Origin of the sequence: Microvirga sp. 2TAF3, from assembly GCF_052114965.1 — a bacterium.
In the GTDB taxonomy this organism is placed as follows: Bacteria; Pseudomonadota; Alphaproteobacteria; order Rhizobiales; family Beijerinckiaceae; genus Microvirga.
In genome coordinates, this window is record NZ_JBFRFT010000008.1 from 19,735 (window position 1) to 36,727 (window position 16,993).

The window sequence follows — 16,993 nt, forward strand, 5'->3', positions numbered from 1 at the left end:
CGCAAGACATCGTCACCGTGCGACTCGTGTCGGCCTCTCCTCCGCGACATTCGACTTGCCGCTGAACTGGGCGTCGACCTGAGCCTTCGCAACCGCCCGCTGGACGGCCCGCTCGACCAGATCGGGGCTAGCGCGCAGCATGCCCAGCTCGAAGGACGACATGGCCAGCATCACGGGAATCAGATTGGGCAGCGGCGTTCCGTTTTCCAGGAAAAGCTTGAGATCGTCATTCGGTCCGATGCCGAGTTCTTCGACCATCCGGGCAGCGTAATTGCGCAGGCGCTGCTCGTCGGGAGCACAGGCCGTCGCGGCCGGGGGCTTTGCCGCCGAGGCCAATTTCAACTTGGGTTGAGGAGCCGGCTTTGCAGCCGCCACTCTTCGGGGCTGTTCCGGCTTGGCTTTCGGCTTCGGTCTCTCCCCCATGCCGACGGCAATATCCGGCACATGATATTCCGGAACACGGGACAGCGGTATGCGGGACGGCGTCGACTTCGGGGTCATGGCGATGGAGACGCGGCCCGGCTTGCCGGAGGGCCCCTGCGCCGTCAGCTTCACGCCTCGATGCGAGGCAAGCCAGCGTGCCCGGACCGTGCCGCCGATGCCTTTGACCGCGAGAATCGCGAGACCGCCGATTCCGGTCGCGACGTTGCATTCGGCCGGCGCCCAGCGGCGTACGATGTCGAGGGCGGATTTGCGGTTGAATTCCAGATAGTAGCGCCGCAGCAGCGTCGCAGCGGCGTCCGCTCCCCGGTCCGCGGAGACGAAGCCCACATGGCCCTCGTCGTCCTTTCCGATCTCGCCGTCCCACCGGGCGCTCTTGATGCACCAGTAATTGTTGAGCCTGACGCAGCGCGTGACGATCGGACGGTCGGCCTTGAACAGGGCTGCCAGGATGGCGACGGGCTTCGGCTCCAGGGCATCGACGGTCTCGGTCCGCCAGTTGGTCACCGCACGGACTTCGGATTGATATTGGGCGGCCGCTGCCTGCCCCTCGCGATCAGCCTGCGTCAGGCCCTCGCCGCCCAGGTTCAGCTTATCGATCGAAAGGGCGCTGCCTGCCAGCAGGAGCGCGATGAGCGTATGAGGCAGCATGATCCGGATAGGCCCCTGAGAATGCAGGGCAGTCTCGATGATGTTTCGGGCACAACGATGGTCATCGCCGAAGGTTCATCTAGAGCATCGTGCGCAAAAGTGGCCCCGGTTTTGCGGCCACAGGATGCTCTCACCAAAAGAGACAGCATCGGATGATCCTAAAAGTGGAATCCATTTTTAGGTCCGAGGCTTTAGGGCCCGTCGGCGCGAAGGGGAGATCGGTCCGCGATCAGCGATATGCGGGAATGGCAGAGAGGCGTCATTCCCGTGTGACGTCTCGTATCGTTCTCGGCCGGAGGTGCCACCAGCCGGCGTCTGTCGGCTGGCGTCCAGGCTTCATTCAGTTGCTCTGCGGAGTCTGCAACTCTTCCATGATCCGGTCTATGCCGAAGCTCGATGGCTTCTGCCGGGGCGGGAATTCCCGGAACGTCTCGAGGAACTGAGCCACGAGCGCCTGCGTCGGCACACCCAAGAACGCATGGCGAATGGTCCAATCCCAATAGGTGTTCGACGTGATATCCGCCCGCTCGTACGGGTCCATCCGGAGATTGAACAATTTTGGGACCCTCCGGCACGTGAACGGCTCCCCCCAGATATCCAGCGTCCCTGGCGTCTTCTGTTCGCAGAATACCTGTTTCCAGTTTTCGTAGCGAACTCCAACGAGTTGGCCATCATCATCGAAATAGAAGAAACCCTTGCGGGGAGATTTGCTGTCTTCGCCGCCCAGATAGGGAAGCTGGTTATATCCATCGAGATGAACCTTGTAGGTTCGCCCGCCCAATTGCCAGCCCTGGAGCAGGCGCTCCTTCACTCCCGTATCGCCCGCGGCTGCGAGCAACGTCGGGAACCAGTCGAGACCACTGACGATTTCGTTCGAAATCTCCCCCGGCTTGATGCGTCCCGGCCACCGGATCATCGCCGGGACACGGAAAGCTCCCTCCCAGTTGGTGTTCTTCTCCGAGCGGAACGGCGTCATGGCCCCATCCGGCCAGGAATTCATGTGCGGACCGTTATCCGTCGAGTAGAGAACGATGGTGTCGTTCGCGATTCCGAGATCGTCGAGCGTCTTGAGCAACAACCCGACATGACCGTCATGCTCGAGCATGCCATCGGAATATTCGCTGATGCCGCTTCGTCCGAGATACTCAGGCCGTACATGCGTATAGAGATGCATGCGTGTGGAATTGAACCAACAGAAGAACGGTTTATTGGCCTTCACCTGCCGCTGGATGAAATCGACCGCCGCATGGGAGGTTTCGTCGTCGATCGTCTCCATCCGCTTGATGGTCAGCGGGCCCGTATCTTCGATGGTCTGTCTGCCGACGCGACCGAAGCGTGGGTCGACAGTCGGATCGTCAGTGTCCGAAGCACGGCAGCGTAGCACGCCTCGTGGCCCGAACCGTGCGCGGAATTGCGGATCCTTCGGGTAGTCGGGGTTTTCCGGCTCCTCCTCGGCGTTCAGGTGATAGAGATTGCCGAAGAACTCGTCGAAACCGTGCACGGTCGGCAGAAACTCGTTCTTGTCGCCGAGATGGTTCTTGCCGAATTGACCGGTGGCATAGCCGAGCGGCTTGAGGGCTTCCGCAATCGTGATGTCCTCAAAGCGCAGGCCGAGATCGGCGCCCGGGAGCCCGACCTTGGAAAGGCCGGTGCGCAAGGTCGTCTGCCCCGTGATGAAGGACGAACGTCCGGCCGTACAGCTCTGCTCGGCATAGTAGTCGGTGAACATCATGCCTTCGCGGGCGATGCGGTCGATATTGGGCGTCCGATAGCCCATCAGGCCGAAGGTGTAGGCGCTGACATTGGATTGGCCGATATCGTCGCCGTAGATGACCAGGATATTAGGCCGCCGTCCCGTCGCCGGCGGTTGCGCCTGTGGCTGAGGTTGCTGCGTCTGCGCTGTCGCGATGCGCGTCCCCGACCCCAGGGATGCGGCGAGCGCCGTGCCCGCAAGGAGCAGGGCGCGCCGGTTCAGGCGCCCGACGGGTGCCTACGGAGCTTGATCGCCATTGTGGATTCTGTCGGCATCGCGGGCTTCCCTCATGACGTCCTCCCTTCATGGCTGAGGCTGCTCTCTACGCGTTGCGTTCCGGCCGGATCATGCAGCGGAATCCCACATGGCTCGTGGAAGTATCGACAGGTTGCGCATGCCGGGCGGCGGGACGGTAGCGGCGACAATAGTTCGGCGCGCAGAGATGCGAGCCGCCCTTCAGCACCCGGCGGGGGATCCGGATCTCCGGCTGACAGGGGTCGTAGCTCCGATCTTCCCTACCCCCGCGCGGGTTTTCCGGAATGCAGCAGGGCTTGGCTGCATCGGCCGGATGATTGGGGGCGTAGAAATCGCTCGTCCACTCCCAGACATTGCCGATCATGTCGTGGAGGCCATAGCCGTTCGGCGGGAAAGCGCTTACCGGCGACGTGCGCTCATAGCCGTCCTGTCGCGTGTTCTGGAACGGAAAGGCGCCCTGCCAGGTATTGGCCATGTGGCGGCCCTGAGGGGTGAAGTCATCGCCCCAGGCATATTCGGCGCCGTCGAGGCCGCCGCGGGCGGCGAATTCCCACTCGGCCTCCGTCGGCAAATCCTTGCCGGCCCAGCGGGCATAGGCCTCGGCGTCCTGATAGGCGACATGAACGACTGGATGGTCGTCGAGCCCCTTGATCGACGAGCCGGGGCCGTAGGGATGGCGCCAGTTCGCCTTGAGGACGAAGGCCCACCATTGGCTGAAATGGTTCAAGGGAACCGGATAATCCGGCGGGCTGAACACCAACGAGCCGGCCTTGAGCATATGCGGCAGCGCGCCGGGATAGTCCTTCGGGTCGGGCCTAGTCTCCGCCACGGTGACGTGGCCGGTGGCTTCGACGAAGGCGCGGAACTGGCGGTTGGTGATCGGCATCCGGTCCATCCAGAAACCGTCGACCGTCACTCTATGGACCGGCGCCTCCTCGGGATAGTGCCGGTCCGATCCCATGCGGAACATGCCGCCCGGAATCCAGATCATGTCGGGATGCGGCGGCTCCTTGCGAGGCATTGTCGGAGCGGCGGGCGGAATATCGACAACGTCCATGGCGAACCTCTTTCCTGACCAGCCGGTCAATCGGTCGCGACGACGATCTCACCGGTTGGGAAGTAGGTCTTTCCGGCGCGCCGAGTAGTGGCCATCGGATTTCAAGCCTGTGATGAGATGGTCATTTCAGCTTGATCCAATAGGAGGATGGCTTAGCGTTCCGGGACAATCGGGAAACGGCGGAGTACTCATTGCGGATGACGAAAGCTCTTCGGAAGCGGGCCCGAAACGGTCTTCGCCTGGAGCGAGCTCCTCAAAGTGTCGATTCCATTCGGCTGTTCGGACCATGAGCCGCCGTCTCCGAGCGCCTGCGCATCATCTGGCTCATTCAAGTCGTATGAGCCTTCTTCCACAGCACGAAAGGACCTGAGGATATGGCTCAGAAAATCACGACCTTTTTGATGTTCGAGGGCACGGCCGAAAAAGCGATGAATTTCTATTCTTCGTTGTTCAAGAATTCGAGCGTCACGAGCATCAAACGCTACGGGGCGGGAGAGGCCGGTGCCGAGGGATCGGTGATGCATGCCACCTTCGCTCTCGATGGGCAGAATTTCATGTGCATCGACAGCAGCGTAAAGCACAATTTCACGTTCACGCCCGCCATGTCGCTTTTCGTCAATTGCGAATCCGAGGCGGAGATCGACGAGTTGTTCCGCAAATTGTCGGAGGGTGGGCAGGTTTACATGCCCCTCGACAAATATCCGTTCAGTGAAAAGTTCGGCTGGGTCGCGGATAAGTACGGTGTGTCCTGGCAGCTCAATCTCGCGCAGGCCTAGCGCATCGTGCGGAAAAGTGGACCCGGTTTTGCGGCCACACGATGCTCTCATCAAAAGAGAAAGCATCGTCCGGCGCGGAAAATCGGCGGGCGACGGCAAACCCATCGCCGTCATATCCCGGCATACCACTCGTAGCCGCGATCTTCCCAAAAGCCGCCGCGGCCCTGGCCGATGGCCCCCAGGTTTTCCACGAGCTCGATCCGCATGATGTACTTGGCCATCTTGTACCCGAGCTGACGCTCGACCCGCAGGCGCAGCGGTGCTCCGTGCGGGATCGGGAGCGGACGGCCGTTCATGTCGTAGGCGAGGATCGTCTGGGGATGGAACGCATCCTCGAAGCCGATGCTCTCGTAATATTGCCCCGTTCCATCCTCGGTCTCCTCCAGCGTATCCGCGCAATAGAACACGACATATCGGGCCCTCGGTTGCAGGCCGACCTTGTCCAGCACCTGACTGAGAGGCACGCCCTTCCACTTGCCGATGCAGCTCCAGCCCTCGACGCAGTCGTGGCGGGTGATCTGGGTTCTGGCGGGCATCGCCCGGAGGTCGGCAAGGGAGAATAACTGAGGCCTCTCCACCAGCCCGGTGACCGGCATCCGCCAGTCGGCGAAGGCGTTCTCCGCGTGCCTCCGGTAATCGGGATCACCGACGGAGACGCTGCCGTTCGCCTTGAACACCGGCGAGAGATCCGCCTCCGTATATTCGCGGGCGAGAGGCCCCGAGCCCAGGATGAATCTCTGGGTCGTCCGTGTCGCATTCTCGGCGCTGTCCAGGAGCTGCCGGAACCAGGGCGCCTCCGACAGGCGGTCGCATCCGCCGAGCGCCAGGGTGCCCGCCATGGCGGCGGTGCATTTCAGGAATCCGCGTCGATCAGGGCCGTTTCTCAAGGGAGCCTCCCGGGAGAACATAGGTGCCGGTGATCATCGAGCGCAGATTGTTCCAGGGTCCCGACAGCACGACCATGAGCACATGGACGAAGACGAAAAGCACCAGACTCGAGGCGACGATGAAGTGGATCGTGCGCGCGGATTGCCGGCCGCCGAAGATGGTCACGAGTTGGGGAACGGCAGCATCGACTCCCGGTGACATGGTGAGGCCGGTCAGCACCATCAGCGGAATGAGGACGAAGACGACCGTCAGATAGGCGATCTTCTGGAGGACATTGTAATGCCTTGCCTCCTCCCCCGTGGGGAAGCGTAGGCGCATGTGATCCCAGATCGATTGCCCGATATGCCTCAGCTGGGACCGGTTCGGCAGAAGATCCCGGCGCGCATGGCCGCTCGACAGGGTGTAGAGCAGATAAACGAGCCCATTTACGACCAGTAGCCAGGCGAAGAAGAAATGCCACCGGCGCCCCGTCGCCAGATCCTGATAGCTCGGCAGGGTTATCCAGCTCGGAAAACCGCGCTCATCCATGATCCCGTCGGCCCCGACGGAGGCTCCGAGGATTCCCGTGGTATCGAAGTTGCGATCGAAGATCCTGGTGATGCCGACAAGGCCGCGCTCGCCCCGATCGTCCGCCATCAGCGCCAGGACCGGGTCGTCGAAGACGGAAGCCTGCCCCCAATAGAGCGCGGGATGGGCATTGAAGATCTGGAGGCCGCTCATCAGAAGGATCAGCAGGCACAGCACGTTGATCCAATGGGTGATCCGGATGGCAAACGAATGCCGGCGGATGACGCCCTCGCGCGGCTTGACCATGGCCACCTCCCATCACGATCGATGCCCAGCGCTAATGACGATACACCTGGAGCGACCCGGCGGATGCAACAGGGCCCGACACGACCGTGTGATCAAAGTGCCGCAAGGGCTCCTCACCGAAGAAGAACCGGAAGAAGGGCCGGGAAGCGTGAGCGTTCGGCGGTGATCGAGGCCTTGGCGTCCGCCTAATCGTCCTCCCCCGCCGCGCCGAGGGATTTGGGGGTGACGAAGCGCTCGAGCCGGCCACTCCGCGCCTTGACCTGCGCCCAGCTCTCATGGGGAAAGTCGATGACGGCGAGGCCGGCGGACGGGTATTTCTTGGCGAGGCGGCGGAAGTCTTCCGGATCGCCATCGCCGATGAGCAGTTTGGCGAGATCCTCGAAGCCCGGATTGTGGCCGATCATCAGAAGATTGCGCTTCTTGGGGTTCACCTCCTGCAGGACCAGGAGGAGACGCCCGGCCGGTGCCTCGTAGATCCGCGGCTCGCGGCGGCTGTCGACTTCGCCGAGAGCGGGCTGGACGAGGTCCCAGGTCTCTTCCGTTCTCTTCGCCGGGGAGACCAGAGCGAGATCGGGCAGAAGCCCCTCATCCTTGAGGTAGTCCCCCATCAGAACCGCCGCCTTGCGCCCGCGCGGCGCGAGCGGCCGGTCCACGTCGAGCATGCCTGTCGGCCAGGAGGATTTCGCGTGTCTGAGGAGAAAAAGGCGGAGCATGATGCGCTTATCGACCCTCCCGGCGTGCGATGAAGGCGAGCTTCTCGAAGAGGCTGACATCCTGCTCGTTCTTGAGAAGCGCGCCATGGAGCGGCGGAATGAGCTTGCGGGTATCGCGCTCGCGCAGCTGCTCGGGCCCGATATCCTCGGAGACGAGAAGCTTGAGCCAGTCGAGAAGCTCGGAGGTGGAAGGCTTCTTCTTCAGACCGGGCGCCTCGCGCAGGTCGAAGAAGATCTTCAACGCCTCCTCGATGAGGCGGCGCTTGAGGCCGGGATAATGAACCTCGACGATCCGCCCCATGGTCTCGGCATCGGGAAACTTGATGTAGTGGAAGAAGCAGCGGCGCAGGAAGGCATCCGGCAGCTCCTTCTCGTTGTTGGAGGTGATGACCACGATGGGACGCCGCGCCGCCCGCACGGCCTCGCCGGTCTCGTAGACATGGAATTCCATGCGGTCGAGCTCGAGCAGGAGATCGTTCGGGAACTCGATATCGGCCTTGTCGATCTCGTCGATCAGCAGAACGGGCCGTGTTTCCGAGGTGAAGGCCTCCCACAGCTTGCCCCGCTTGATATAGTGACGGATATCCGACACGCGCGGATCGCCGAGCTGGCTGTCGCGCAGGCGGGACACGGCATCGTATTCGTAAAGCCCCTGCTGGGCCTTCGTGGTCGATTTGATATGCCAGGTCAGGAGCGGCGCGCCCAAGGACTTGGCGATCTCCTCGGCCAGGACCGATTTGCCGGTGCCCGGCTCCCCCTTCACCAGAAGCGGACGCTCCAGAATGATGGCGGCATTGACGGCGACCGTCAGATCCTCGGTCGCAACATACGTGTCGGTGCCGGCAAAGCGCATCGCTGTTCCTTTCTGCGTTGTCCATGAAGATGCGGAAAGAGAGCGATTGAGACAAGTCGCTTCAAGCAAAATGAAACTCCCTTTCAATTTTGCGGCAATTGGGAGAGCATGGCGGAAACCCGAGACAATGCCCGATGCCCAATTTGCTGTTCGCGACCCTGGCTACCCTGTCACTGATCTTCGCCCCCGGCCTTGCCTTGGCCCAGAAACCCAAGGAGGAATCCCGGCAGGACATGACGTTCGTCGCCCTGGATGCTTCCTCGATCTGCGCGGATTGCAGCATCGTGCAGGCGTCAGGCTCTTTTGGCGACGAGACGATCAAAGCCTATTACGATTTCGTCTGGCGCGGCCGCTTCAAGAAGAACATCTATTTCGTGTTCGACTCGCCGGGCGGCAGCATGGGGGCTGCGCTCCAGTTGGGAGGCATTCTGCGAAACCTGAAGGTCAATACGGTTGTGGGACGTGCCGTCATCCGCAACGGCGAGGTCGAGATCGAGCCGGGAAGATGCGCCTCGGCCTGCGTGTTCGCCTTCGTCGGCGGCACGACCCGAAGCATGCCGAAAGATTCGAGACTGGGCGTCCATGGCTGGATGCCGAGAATCGTACTGGAGTTGGAAGGCGACAAGGCGAAGAAGGCAAAGCCCAGGCTTCTCGATCAGGACAGCGTGACAGCGCTCCACCGCCTGACGGCCCTCCACCTGAAATACCTCGACATGATGGGCGTCGATCTGCGGATCGCGGTGCTGGCCCTGCAAACGCCCTATCGCGGCATTGCCTGGGTCAGTCCCCGCGACCAGAGCCTGTGGCGTGTGGTGACGGTGGATTCGCGGCTCAGCACGCCTGCGGACAGGCGCTGGCCCGTGCTTTTCCTGCCGCAGACCGCGCCTCCGGTCTCGGCAGGGGATGCGCGGCAACACAACCGCGAAAAGACATCGGTTTGAGAAGAGCCTTGCGTTCCGAGAGCTGATAAGCTCGAAGGAAGCTCATCATTGGGAGACCTTCTATGGCTTACAAGCGCTATCACAAGGATCGCATCGGGAATCACAAGCTGAAGCCTGAAACGCTGATGCTCGGCTACGGCTACGATCCGACCCTCTCGGAAGGCGCGGTGAAGCCTCCGGTGTTCCTCACCTCCACCTTCGTGTTCACCAGCGCCGAGCACGGCAAGGAATTCTTCGATTACGTGGCCGGCCGCCGCGAGCCGCCGAAGGGCGAGACCGCGGGCCTGGTCTATTCCCGCTTCAACCATCCCAATGCCGAAATCGTCGAGGACCGTCTCGCCATCTTCGAGGAGACGGAGGCTGGCCTTCTTTTCTCCTCCGGCATGTCGGCGATCTCGACGGCGATCCTGGCCTTCGCCCGGCCGGGCGACGTAATTCTGCACTCGCAGCCGCTTTACGGCGGCACCGAGACGCTGATCTCCAAGACGCTGGCCAATCTCGGCATCCACTCCGCCGGCTTCGGCGACGGAGTCGACGAGGCAAGCATCCGTGCCGCCGCCAAGGAGGCGCAGGGCAAGGGCCGGGTTTCGGTGATCCTCATCGAATCGCCCTCGAACCCGCTCAACACCCTCGTCGACATCGCCCTGATCCGCCGCGTCGCGGAGGAGATCGGCGTGGCCCAGGACGGGCATCGCCCGATCATCCTGTGCGACAACACCCTGCTCGGCCCGCTCTACCAGAAGCCGCTCCAGCACGGCGCCGACATCTCGCTCTATTCGCTGACGAAGTATGTCGGCGGCCATTCCGACCTCATCGCGGGCGCGGCGCTCGGCTCGAAGGAGCTGATGAAGCCGGTCCGCCTCCTGCGCTCGGCCATCGGCACGCAGCTCGATCCGCATTCCTGCTGGATGATCGGCCGTTCGCTGGAGACGCTGGCGCTACGCATGAGCGCGGCGAACCGCAACGGCGAGATTGTCGCCAAGTTCCTGAGCGAGCACCCCAAGATCACGAAGGTGCACCACCTCGCTTATCTGCCCGAGGGCTCGGCGGCGAAACGGGTCTACGAGGCGCAATGCGCCGCGCCGGGCTCGACCTTCTCCTTCGATGTGGAGGGCGGCGAGGCCGAAGCGTTCAAGGTGCTCAATGCGCTCCAGGTGTTCAAGCTGGCGGTGAGTCTCGGCGGAACGGAATCGCTGATCTCCCACCCCGCCTCGACCACCCATTCCGGCGTGCCGAAAGCCACCCGCGACCGCCTCGGCGTGAGCGACGCGACCATCCGCGTCTCCATCGGCATCGAGCATCCGGACGATCTGGTGGCGGACCTCTCGCAGGCCCTGGCAACGCTGGGGTAAGGCCACAGACCGTCATTCCCGCGCTTCGCTCGACCTCTCCCTGGATCTCGTGTGTTCCCGAGATCCAGGGAGAGGTGTTTGGCGCCAACCTGCTCTCCTCCCCCTTGTGGGGAGGAGCTGGAGGTGGGGGTGTCGGCACTACATTCTGAGAATTCACAGCTCAGACCCCCCCACCCTCAATCCCTCCCCACAGGGGGAGGGAAGCGCGCATCCTCACGCCTTCGAAGCCACCCCTTGGCGACGCAAGGCCCGCTACACGAGATTGCAGGTCCGCTCGACCGGCGAGTCCTACCTCCGGCAAGTCCCATCGCCCTCCGGACATGACGACCTCTCAGGACGTCAACTCCGAGTGCTATCCCAAATCGTCAGCCAATTGTCCTATAGAAACCCCGATCCAGCCATATCGGAAATGCGAGCGAGCGGTTCAGGCCGCATCCAGCGGGACTCGCCCATCTCGCGAATCCTTCGCTGAGCACGGTGGAACATTGCCGCATTAGGTCAAGAACGCCGGAGACCTGACCGAGGGAGAATGTCATGCGCCTGCCAATTCCAACGACCGAGTTCCCCGTGGCTTCAACAAGTGAACGATCTTGGCTCGAGGCGGCAATGGTCAACGCGCGCAATGCCTCACGGGCCGTCCTGTTGGGCGCCACCGCGCTCGTCTCTGCCGCCGCCGTGACGCCAGCCGCTGCGCAAGCGCCGGCACGGCCGAACATCCTTGTCATCATGGGCGACGACATCGGCTGGTTCAACATCGGCGCCTATCACCGGGGCATCATGTCCGGCAAGACGCCGAACCTCGATCGGCTGGCGTCGCAGGGCATGATGTTCACCGACTACTACGCCGAGGCGAGCTGCACGGCGGGTCGGGCGAGCTTTATCACTGGCGAGATACCGCTGCGCACCGGGCTCACCACCGTCGGCCAAGCGGGCGCTGATGTCGGTATGCCGGACAAGGCCGCGACGATCGCCTCTGCCCTCAAGGTGCAGGGCTACGCCACCGGCCAATTCGGCAAGAACCATCTCGGCGACCTCAACAAGTATCTGCCGACGCTGCACGGCTTCGACGAGTTCTTCGGCTACCTGTACCACCTCGACGCGATGTCGGACCCCTATTGGTATTCGTTCCCGGACGACCAGTCCTATCGCGACAAGGTCGGCCCGCGCAACCTGCTGCACACCTATGCGACCGACACGGACGATCAGACCGAGCAGCCGCGTTGGGGGCGGATCGGCAAGCAGCGGATCGTCGACGAGGGACCGCTCGCGCCCTATCCCAACATGACCAACGTCCCGAACATGCACGACATCACGCCGAAGGCGAAGTACGACATGACCACCTTCGACGAGGTGCTGGCCAAGGCGTCGTGCGACTTCATGGACAAGGCCAAGACCGACAGGAAGCCGTTCTTCGTCTGGCACAACACGACCCGCATGCACGTCTGGACGTTCCTGTCGCCTAAATATCAGGCCCTGATGAACAGCCAGAGCAACTACGGGCTTGAGGAAGCCGGTATGGCGCAGCTCGACGACAATGTCGGTGCCTTGCTGAAATGCGTGGAGGATGCGGGCCAGGCCGACAATACGATCGTCGTGTTCACCACCGACAACGGAGCCGAAGTGTTCACCTGGCCCGACGGCGGCATGACCCCGTTTAAGGCCACCAAAGGTACAGTTTATGAAGGAGGCTTCCGCGTCCCGACGATCATCCGCTGGCCCGGCAAGGTCAAGCCCGGCACGGTCGAGAACGGCATCTTCTCGGCGCTCGACTGGTTCCCGACACTGCTCGCCGCCGCCGGCAACCCGGACATCACCGACCAGCTCCTGAAAGGCGTTCAGCTCGGCGACCGCAGCTACAAGAACCATCTCGACGGCTACAACCAGCTCGCGCTGTTGCAAGGTAATGGGCCGTCGGCGCGGCATGAGTTCTTCTACTTCGGCGGGCCGCAGCTCGGGGCGATCCGCATCGACGACTTCAAGTTCCAGTTCTTCCAGCAGCCGGAGGGCTGGCCCGGACCGAAGGTCACGACGGACATGCCGGTCATGGTCAACATTCGTCAGGATCCGTTCGAGCGCACGCCGTCGATCGGCGGCCAAAGCCTCAACGATCTCGGTGGCGGCTACATGAACGACTTCTACGCTCGCGAGTTCTGGCGCTTCGTCTCCGTCCAGCAGGAGGTCGCAAAGCTGGCGGCAACGGCGATCGACTATCCGCCGATGCAGGACCCGGCATCCTTCAACCTGGAGGCCGTGAAGCGGCAGGTTGAGCAGGCGGTGCGGAACAAGCCGGGCAACTAGGCGACACGCGCAGCGGGCAGTTGGCCTCAACTGCCCGTTCGCGGCCAAGCTCGGGGTAAATGTCTCCCCTGCTGCGGCGGTCATTTCGGGAACAGGAACTGCACCTGGGCCCTGAGCTGCCAATCGGCGCCGCGGGTCGCAGCACGGATCCAGGGGCGGCCCGGCCAAGTCAGAGCGAAAGACAAGTCAGCGCATTCCAGCCTAAGATCCGTCCGCCCCGGTTCACCCCTCCAATGCCCAGGTGGGCCATCGGGTGAAACCTTGAACCTGTGAACGTTTGATGTCGAATTCGGGAGCCTAAACGGCAGCTATGGGTCATGAACGGAAGTAGAGCAAATCCTCCGAGAGCTGCTGACCGCGCCTTGCATGCATTCCCAGTCCCTAAGAGCATGTTCTTTTTTTGTTCTTGACATTATTCCCAATCTGAGCCATGTTGGTGCTGTCCCGGCCCACCGAGGGGCGCGCTCGCGAGGCGTCGTGATTGTGGGGTCGGGCACGGTCTCGCGGGTGGGGTTTACGCAGCCTTCTCCGGCGGGAGGCCCAGGCTCAAGCCCTGGCGTCACGGTTGGTCCGCGACCGCCCGCTTCTCTGAAAGCGGTGTCCGTTGCGGGCAATCGCTGAGCCAGCGCCGCCTGTCCGCCTAAACAAACCGTGCGCGAGGTGCCCTCCGGCTCTTCCCCCTCTCCCTTCCATCATCGAGCCGGACCGCACGTCGCGCCACCCTCGATCACCTTCCAGGCTTGGGGCCTTTTGCGGTCCCGAGCCCGAAGGCGCTGGCTCTTTGACTTCTTTTGAACAGCCGCTTCGGAGTCGCTCCTTTTCCCAGTGTTCCACTGTCATTCCCGACCGGAGCGCAGCGGAGGAGAAGGGAATCCATCAGTGCCATGCTGGAGGTGGATCCCCTTCCCTCGCCTTTGGCTCGCCGGGATGACACAGACGCCGGAAGAACGGCGCACGTGTTGAAAAAGGCCGCACCCTCGCCGCCTTCTGCCGCAGTTTATCCTCTGTGCATCGATATGAAGCTAAGCTTTTCAACATGCACAGAATTCAACCTTGCGCTCGGGCCGTTCCTATCCCCATGATGGCCTGAACCGGACGGAGCTTATGGCAGTCGCGATAAATCTAAATTCATATCAGGAACCTATTCTTTTTCTCGCAACGGCAGGCATCGTCGTTCCCCTTTTCCATAGACTGAGGATCAGCCCGGTCCTCGGATATCTCGCTGCGGGTGCGTTGCTCGGACCCTATGGGCTCGGGCGCTTCGTTCCCGCGCACCCTTGGGTGAACTGGATCACCTTCACCAACAAGGAGGATGCGTCGCACCTGGCCGAGTTCGGCGTGGTGTTCCTGCTCTTCACCATCGGCATCGAATTGTCCTGGCAGCGCCTGCGCACGCTCAGGCGGCTCGTTTTCGGCTTCGGCTCCCTGCAGGTGGCCATCTGCGCGGTGGTCCTCGGCGCCCTTGCGTTGCATCTCGTCGGCACGATCACGGGAGCGGCCGTCGTCGGCCTCGCCTTTGCCCTGTCATCCACCGCCATCGTCATCCCGGTGCTGGCGGAGCAGAAACGGCTGAACACGCCCGCCGGGCGCGCCAGTTTCTCGGCGCTCCTGTTTCAGGATCTCGCGGTAGCTCCCATCCTGTTCACCATCGCCGTGCTCGATACCGGTCAGCCCGAGGTCACCATGGCCTCCTTCGCCTGGGCGCTATTGCAGGCGGTCCTGGCGCTCGCGGTTCTGGTCGGGCTGGGGCGGGTCGTGCTGCGACCCTTCTTCCAGCTCGTCTCGGCCACCAAGAGCCCCGAACTCTTCATGGCGGCGTGCCTTCTCGTGGTGCTCGTCACCAGCCTGATCGCGGCGGTCAGCGGATTGTCCATGGCGCTCGGCGCCTTCATCGCCGGCGTCCTTTTGTCCGAGACCGAATATCGCCGCGCCGTCGACGTGACGATCCAGCCGTTCAAGGGGCTGCTGCTCGGCGTGTTCTTCGTCTCGGTGGGCATGAATCTCGATTTCTCGCGCCTTCTGGAAGCGCCGGCCCTGATCCTCGCAGCCGCGACCATCGTGATCGTGATCAAGGGCGCAATCATCTTCATCCTCGGACGGCCCTTCGGCTTGAGCGCGTCGGACGCGGCCGAGACCAGCCTGCTGCTCGGCCCCAGCGGCGAATTCGGCCTCGTCATCATCGGCAGCGCCATGATCGCCGGCCTCGTGCCGACCGGCATCGGCCTGAACCTGCTGCTGGTCATCACCCTGACCATGGTCGTCATCCCGCTCCTCGCCCGGCTCGGGCGGCGGCTGAGCCGCAGGCTCGAAAAGCGCCGCCCGCTGGATCCCATCGTCGCGGTGTCCCCGCCGCCGGACGAGATCGGCCGCGTCATCATCGCAGGCTACGGGCGCGTCGGGCAGCTCGTCGGCGACATGCTGGAGCGGCACAAGGTGCCCTATCTCGCAATCGACCTGGACCCAGCCCGCGTCGCTGCCGAGCGCCGGGCCGGCAAACCGGTGTTTTTCGGAGACGGCTCATATCCCGAATTCCTGCGCGCCTGCGGCATCGACCGGGCTCTGGCCCTCGTCATCACGCTCGACACGCGCAGCTCCATCGAGGCCGTCGTCAGTGCCGCCCGCAAGGAGCGCTCCGACATCACCATCGTCTCCCGCGCCCGGGACGCACGCCATGCGGCGGAACTCTACAAGCTCGGCGTGGACGATGCCGTGCCCGAGACCATCGAAGCCTCCCTGCAATTGAGCGAGGCGGTGCTAGCCGATATCGGCGTTCCCATGGGCCTCGTCATCGCCTCGATCCATGAGCGGCGGGACGAGTTCAGGACCATCCTCAAGGAAAGCAGCAAGGAAAGCAGCGCCAAGCGCGATCCGGGCCGCACCGAATTCCGGGCCAGACGGACCGTGGGAAAGCCCCCGCCCCCTGCCGTCGATGAGCCTGCGGCCAGCGAACCCGCGACGCGGACTGGTTCGTAAGCCCCTCGCCGATTGCGCTTGACCTAAATGGATGTTGCCGGACACTGGCGCGATGTTCCTCACCTTCTTCACAGAGCTGCGCGCGGCCAAAATTCCCGTATCCTTGCGGGAATACCTGTCCTTTCTCGAAGCGCTGGACGAGGATCTCGCCGACAAGAAGGTGGAGGAGTTCTACTACCTGTCCCGCGCCTGCCTTGTGAAGGACGAGCGCCATTTCGACCGTTTCGATCAAGTCTTCGGCCATGTCTTCAAGGGACTTGAAAGCCTGGGCCAGGCCGTCGATAAGGCCGGGATTCCGGAGGAATGGCTGCGCAAGCTTGCCGAGCGCCATCTCACCGACGAAGAGAAGCGCCAGATCGAGGCGCTGGGCTGGGACAAGCTCTGGGAGACGCTGAAGGAACGGCTCAAGGAGCAGCAGGGCCGCCATCAGGGCGGCAACAAGTGGATCGGCACCGCCGGCACCTCGCCCTACGGCGCCTATGGCTACAACCCGGAAGGCATCCGCATCGGCCAGGACAAGAGCCGCAATTCCCGGGCGGTGAAGGTGTGGGACAAGCGCGAGTTCAAGGATTTCGACGACGATGTCGAGCTCGGTGTGCGCAACATGCGCATTGCGCTCCGCCGCCTGCGCCGTTTCGCCCGTACGGGGGCGGTGGAGGAACTCGATCTCGACGAGACGATCCACGAGACCGCCAACAAGGGCTATCTCGATGTCCGCCTGCGACCGGAGCGCCGCAACGCGGTGAAGGTGCTGCTTTTCCTGGATGTGGGCGGGTCCATGGACTGGCATATCCAGGCGGCGGAGGAGCTGTTTTCGGCAGCGAGGCTCGAATTCAAGCATTTCGAGCATTTCTATTTCCACAACTGCGTCTATGAGCATGTGTGGAAGGAAAACCGCCGCCGCTTCGACGAGAAGATCCCGACGCTGGACGTCATTCGCACCTACCCTTCCGATTATCGGATCGTGTTCGTCGGCGATGCCTCCATGAGTCCCTACGAGATCGCGATGTCGGGCGGCTCTGTGGAGCATTGGAACGAGGAGCCCGGCCGGGTCTGGATGGAGCGGATCGTCCATCATTTTCCCAAGGCGATCTGGCTGAACCCGGTGCCTCGGCCCCATTGGGGCTATACGCAATCCATCGCGCTCATGCGGCAGATCTTCTCCGACCGCATGTATCCGCTCACTCTCGAAGGCATCGATCAGGCGATGCGGGAATTGGTACGCTAAG

The 16,993-nt window shown here is 62.8% G+C and carries 13 protein-coding genes; 6 read left to right on the forward strand and 7 right to left on the reverse strand.

Annotated features, from left to right (window positions below; translation table 11 throughout):
• Positions 1 to 12 precede the first annotated feature (12 nt).
• From AB4Y97_RS10055 to AB4Y97_RS10065, 3 genes are all read right to left on the reverse strand, one after another.
• Entirely contained in the window at positions 13 to 1,092 is a 1,080-nt protein-coding gene (locus tag AB4Y97_RS10055) for a hypothetical protein (RefSeq protein WP_441998907.1), read from the reverse strand.
• A gap of 340 nt (positions 1,093 to 1,432) precedes the next feature.
• Positions 1,433 to 3,052 carry an arylsulfatase gene (locus tag AB4Y97_RS10060; protein WP_441999046.1) on the reverse strand — a complete coding sequence of 540 codons (1,620 nt, stop codon included), beginning with the start codon at positions 3,050 to 3,052 and terminating at the stop codon, positions 1,433 to 1,435.
• Between the two features lie 115 nt (positions 3,053 to 3,167).
• Complete coding sequence (locus AB4Y97_RS10065) at positions 3,168 to 4,091, reverse strand: formylglycine-generating enzyme family protein (protein ID WP_441999047.1); 924 nt, start codon at positions 4,089 to 4,091, stop codon at positions 3,168 to 3,170.
• Positions 4,092 to 4,531: 440 nt separating this feature from the next.
• Here AB4Y97_RS10065 and AB4Y97_RS10070 point away from each other — a divergent pair, with 440 nt between their 5' ends.
• Positions 4,532 to 4,933 carry a VOC family protein gene (locus AB4Y97_RS10070; RefSeq protein ID WP_441998908.1) on the forward strand — a complete coding sequence of 134 codons (402 nt, stop codon included), beginning with the start codon at positions 4,532 to 4,534 and terminating at the stop codon, positions 4,931 to 4,933.
• Between the two features lie 110 nt (positions 4,934 to 5,043).
• On the opposite strand, the gene AB4Y97_RS10075 is transcribed toward AB4Y97_RS10070, so the two are convergent.
• From AB4Y97_RS10075 to AB4Y97_RS10090, 4 genes are all read right to left on the reverse strand, one after another.
• Positions 5,044 to 5,820, reverse strand: a complete 777-nt coding sequence (locus tag AB4Y97_RS10075; RefSeq protein WP_441998909.1) for a molybdopterin-binding protein — start codon at positions 5,818 to 5,820, stop codon at positions 5,044 to 5,046.
• Complete coding sequence (locus AB4Y97_RS10080) at positions 5,804 to 6,634, reverse strand: cytochrome b/b6 domain-containing protein (RefSeq protein WP_441998910.1); 831 nt, start codon at positions 6,632 to 6,634, stop codon at positions 5,804 to 5,806. The genes AB4Y97_RS10075 and AB4Y97_RS10080 overlap by 17 nt, the downstream gene beginning before the upstream one ends.
• A gap of 185 nt (positions 6,635 to 6,819) precedes the next feature.
• On the reverse strand, positions 6,820 to 7,347 hold the full coding sequence (locus AB4Y97_RS10085; RefSeq protein ID WP_441998911.1) for a SixA phosphatase family protein: 528 nt from the start codon (positions 7,345 to 7,347) through the stop codon (positions 6,820 to 6,822).
• A gap of 7 nt (positions 7,348 to 7,354) precedes the next feature.
• On the reverse strand, positions 7,355 to 8,200 hold the full coding sequence (locus tag AB4Y97_RS10090; protein ID WP_441998912.1) for an AAA family ATPase: 846 nt from the start codon (positions 8,198 to 8,200) through the stop codon (positions 7,355 to 7,357).
• A gap of 134 nt (positions 8,201 to 8,334) precedes the next feature.
• Between AB4Y97_RS10090 and AB4Y97_RS10095 the strand changes: the two genes are divergently transcribed.
• The 5 genes from AB4Y97_RS10095 to AB4Y97_RS10115 all read left to right on the forward strand — a co-directional run bounded on the left by AB4Y97_RS10095 (position 8,335) and on the right by AB4Y97_RS10115 (position 16,992).
• Positions 8,335 to 9,141 carry a hypothetical protein gene (locus AB4Y97_RS10095; RefSeq protein ID WP_441998913.1) on the forward strand — a complete coding sequence of 269 codons (807 nt, stop codon included), beginning with the start codon at positions 8,335 to 8,337 and terminating at the stop codon, positions 9,139 to 9,141.
• Between the two features lie 62 nt (positions 9,142 to 9,203).
• On the forward strand, positions 9,204 to 10,493 hold the full coding sequence (locus AB4Y97_RS10100; protein ID WP_441998914.1) for a cystathionine gamma-synthase family protein: 1,290 nt from the start codon (positions 9,204 to 9,206) through the stop codon (positions 10,491 to 10,493).
• Between the two features lie 606 nt (positions 10,494 to 11,099).
• On the forward strand, positions 11,100 to 12,791 hold the full coding sequence (locus tag AB4Y97_RS10105) for an arylsulfatase (protein WP_441999048.1): 1,692 nt from the start codon (positions 11,100 to 11,102) through the stop codon (positions 12,789 to 12,791).
• Positions 12,792 to 13,895: 1,104 nt separating this feature from the next.
• Positions 13,896 to 15,764: a cation:proton antiporter domain-containing protein gene (locus tag AB4Y97_RS10110; protein WP_441998915.1), complete on the forward strand. Its 1,869-nt coding sequence runs from the start codon at positions 13,896 to 13,898 to the stop codon at positions 15,762 to 15,764.
• A gap of 52 nt (positions 15,765 to 15,816) precedes the next feature.
• Complete coding sequence (locus tag AB4Y97_RS10115) at positions 15,817 to 16,992, forward strand: vWA domain-containing protein (protein WP_441999049.1); 1,176 nt, start codon at positions 15,817 to 15,819, stop codon at positions 16,990 to 16,992.
• Position 16,993 lies beyond the last annotated feature (1 nt).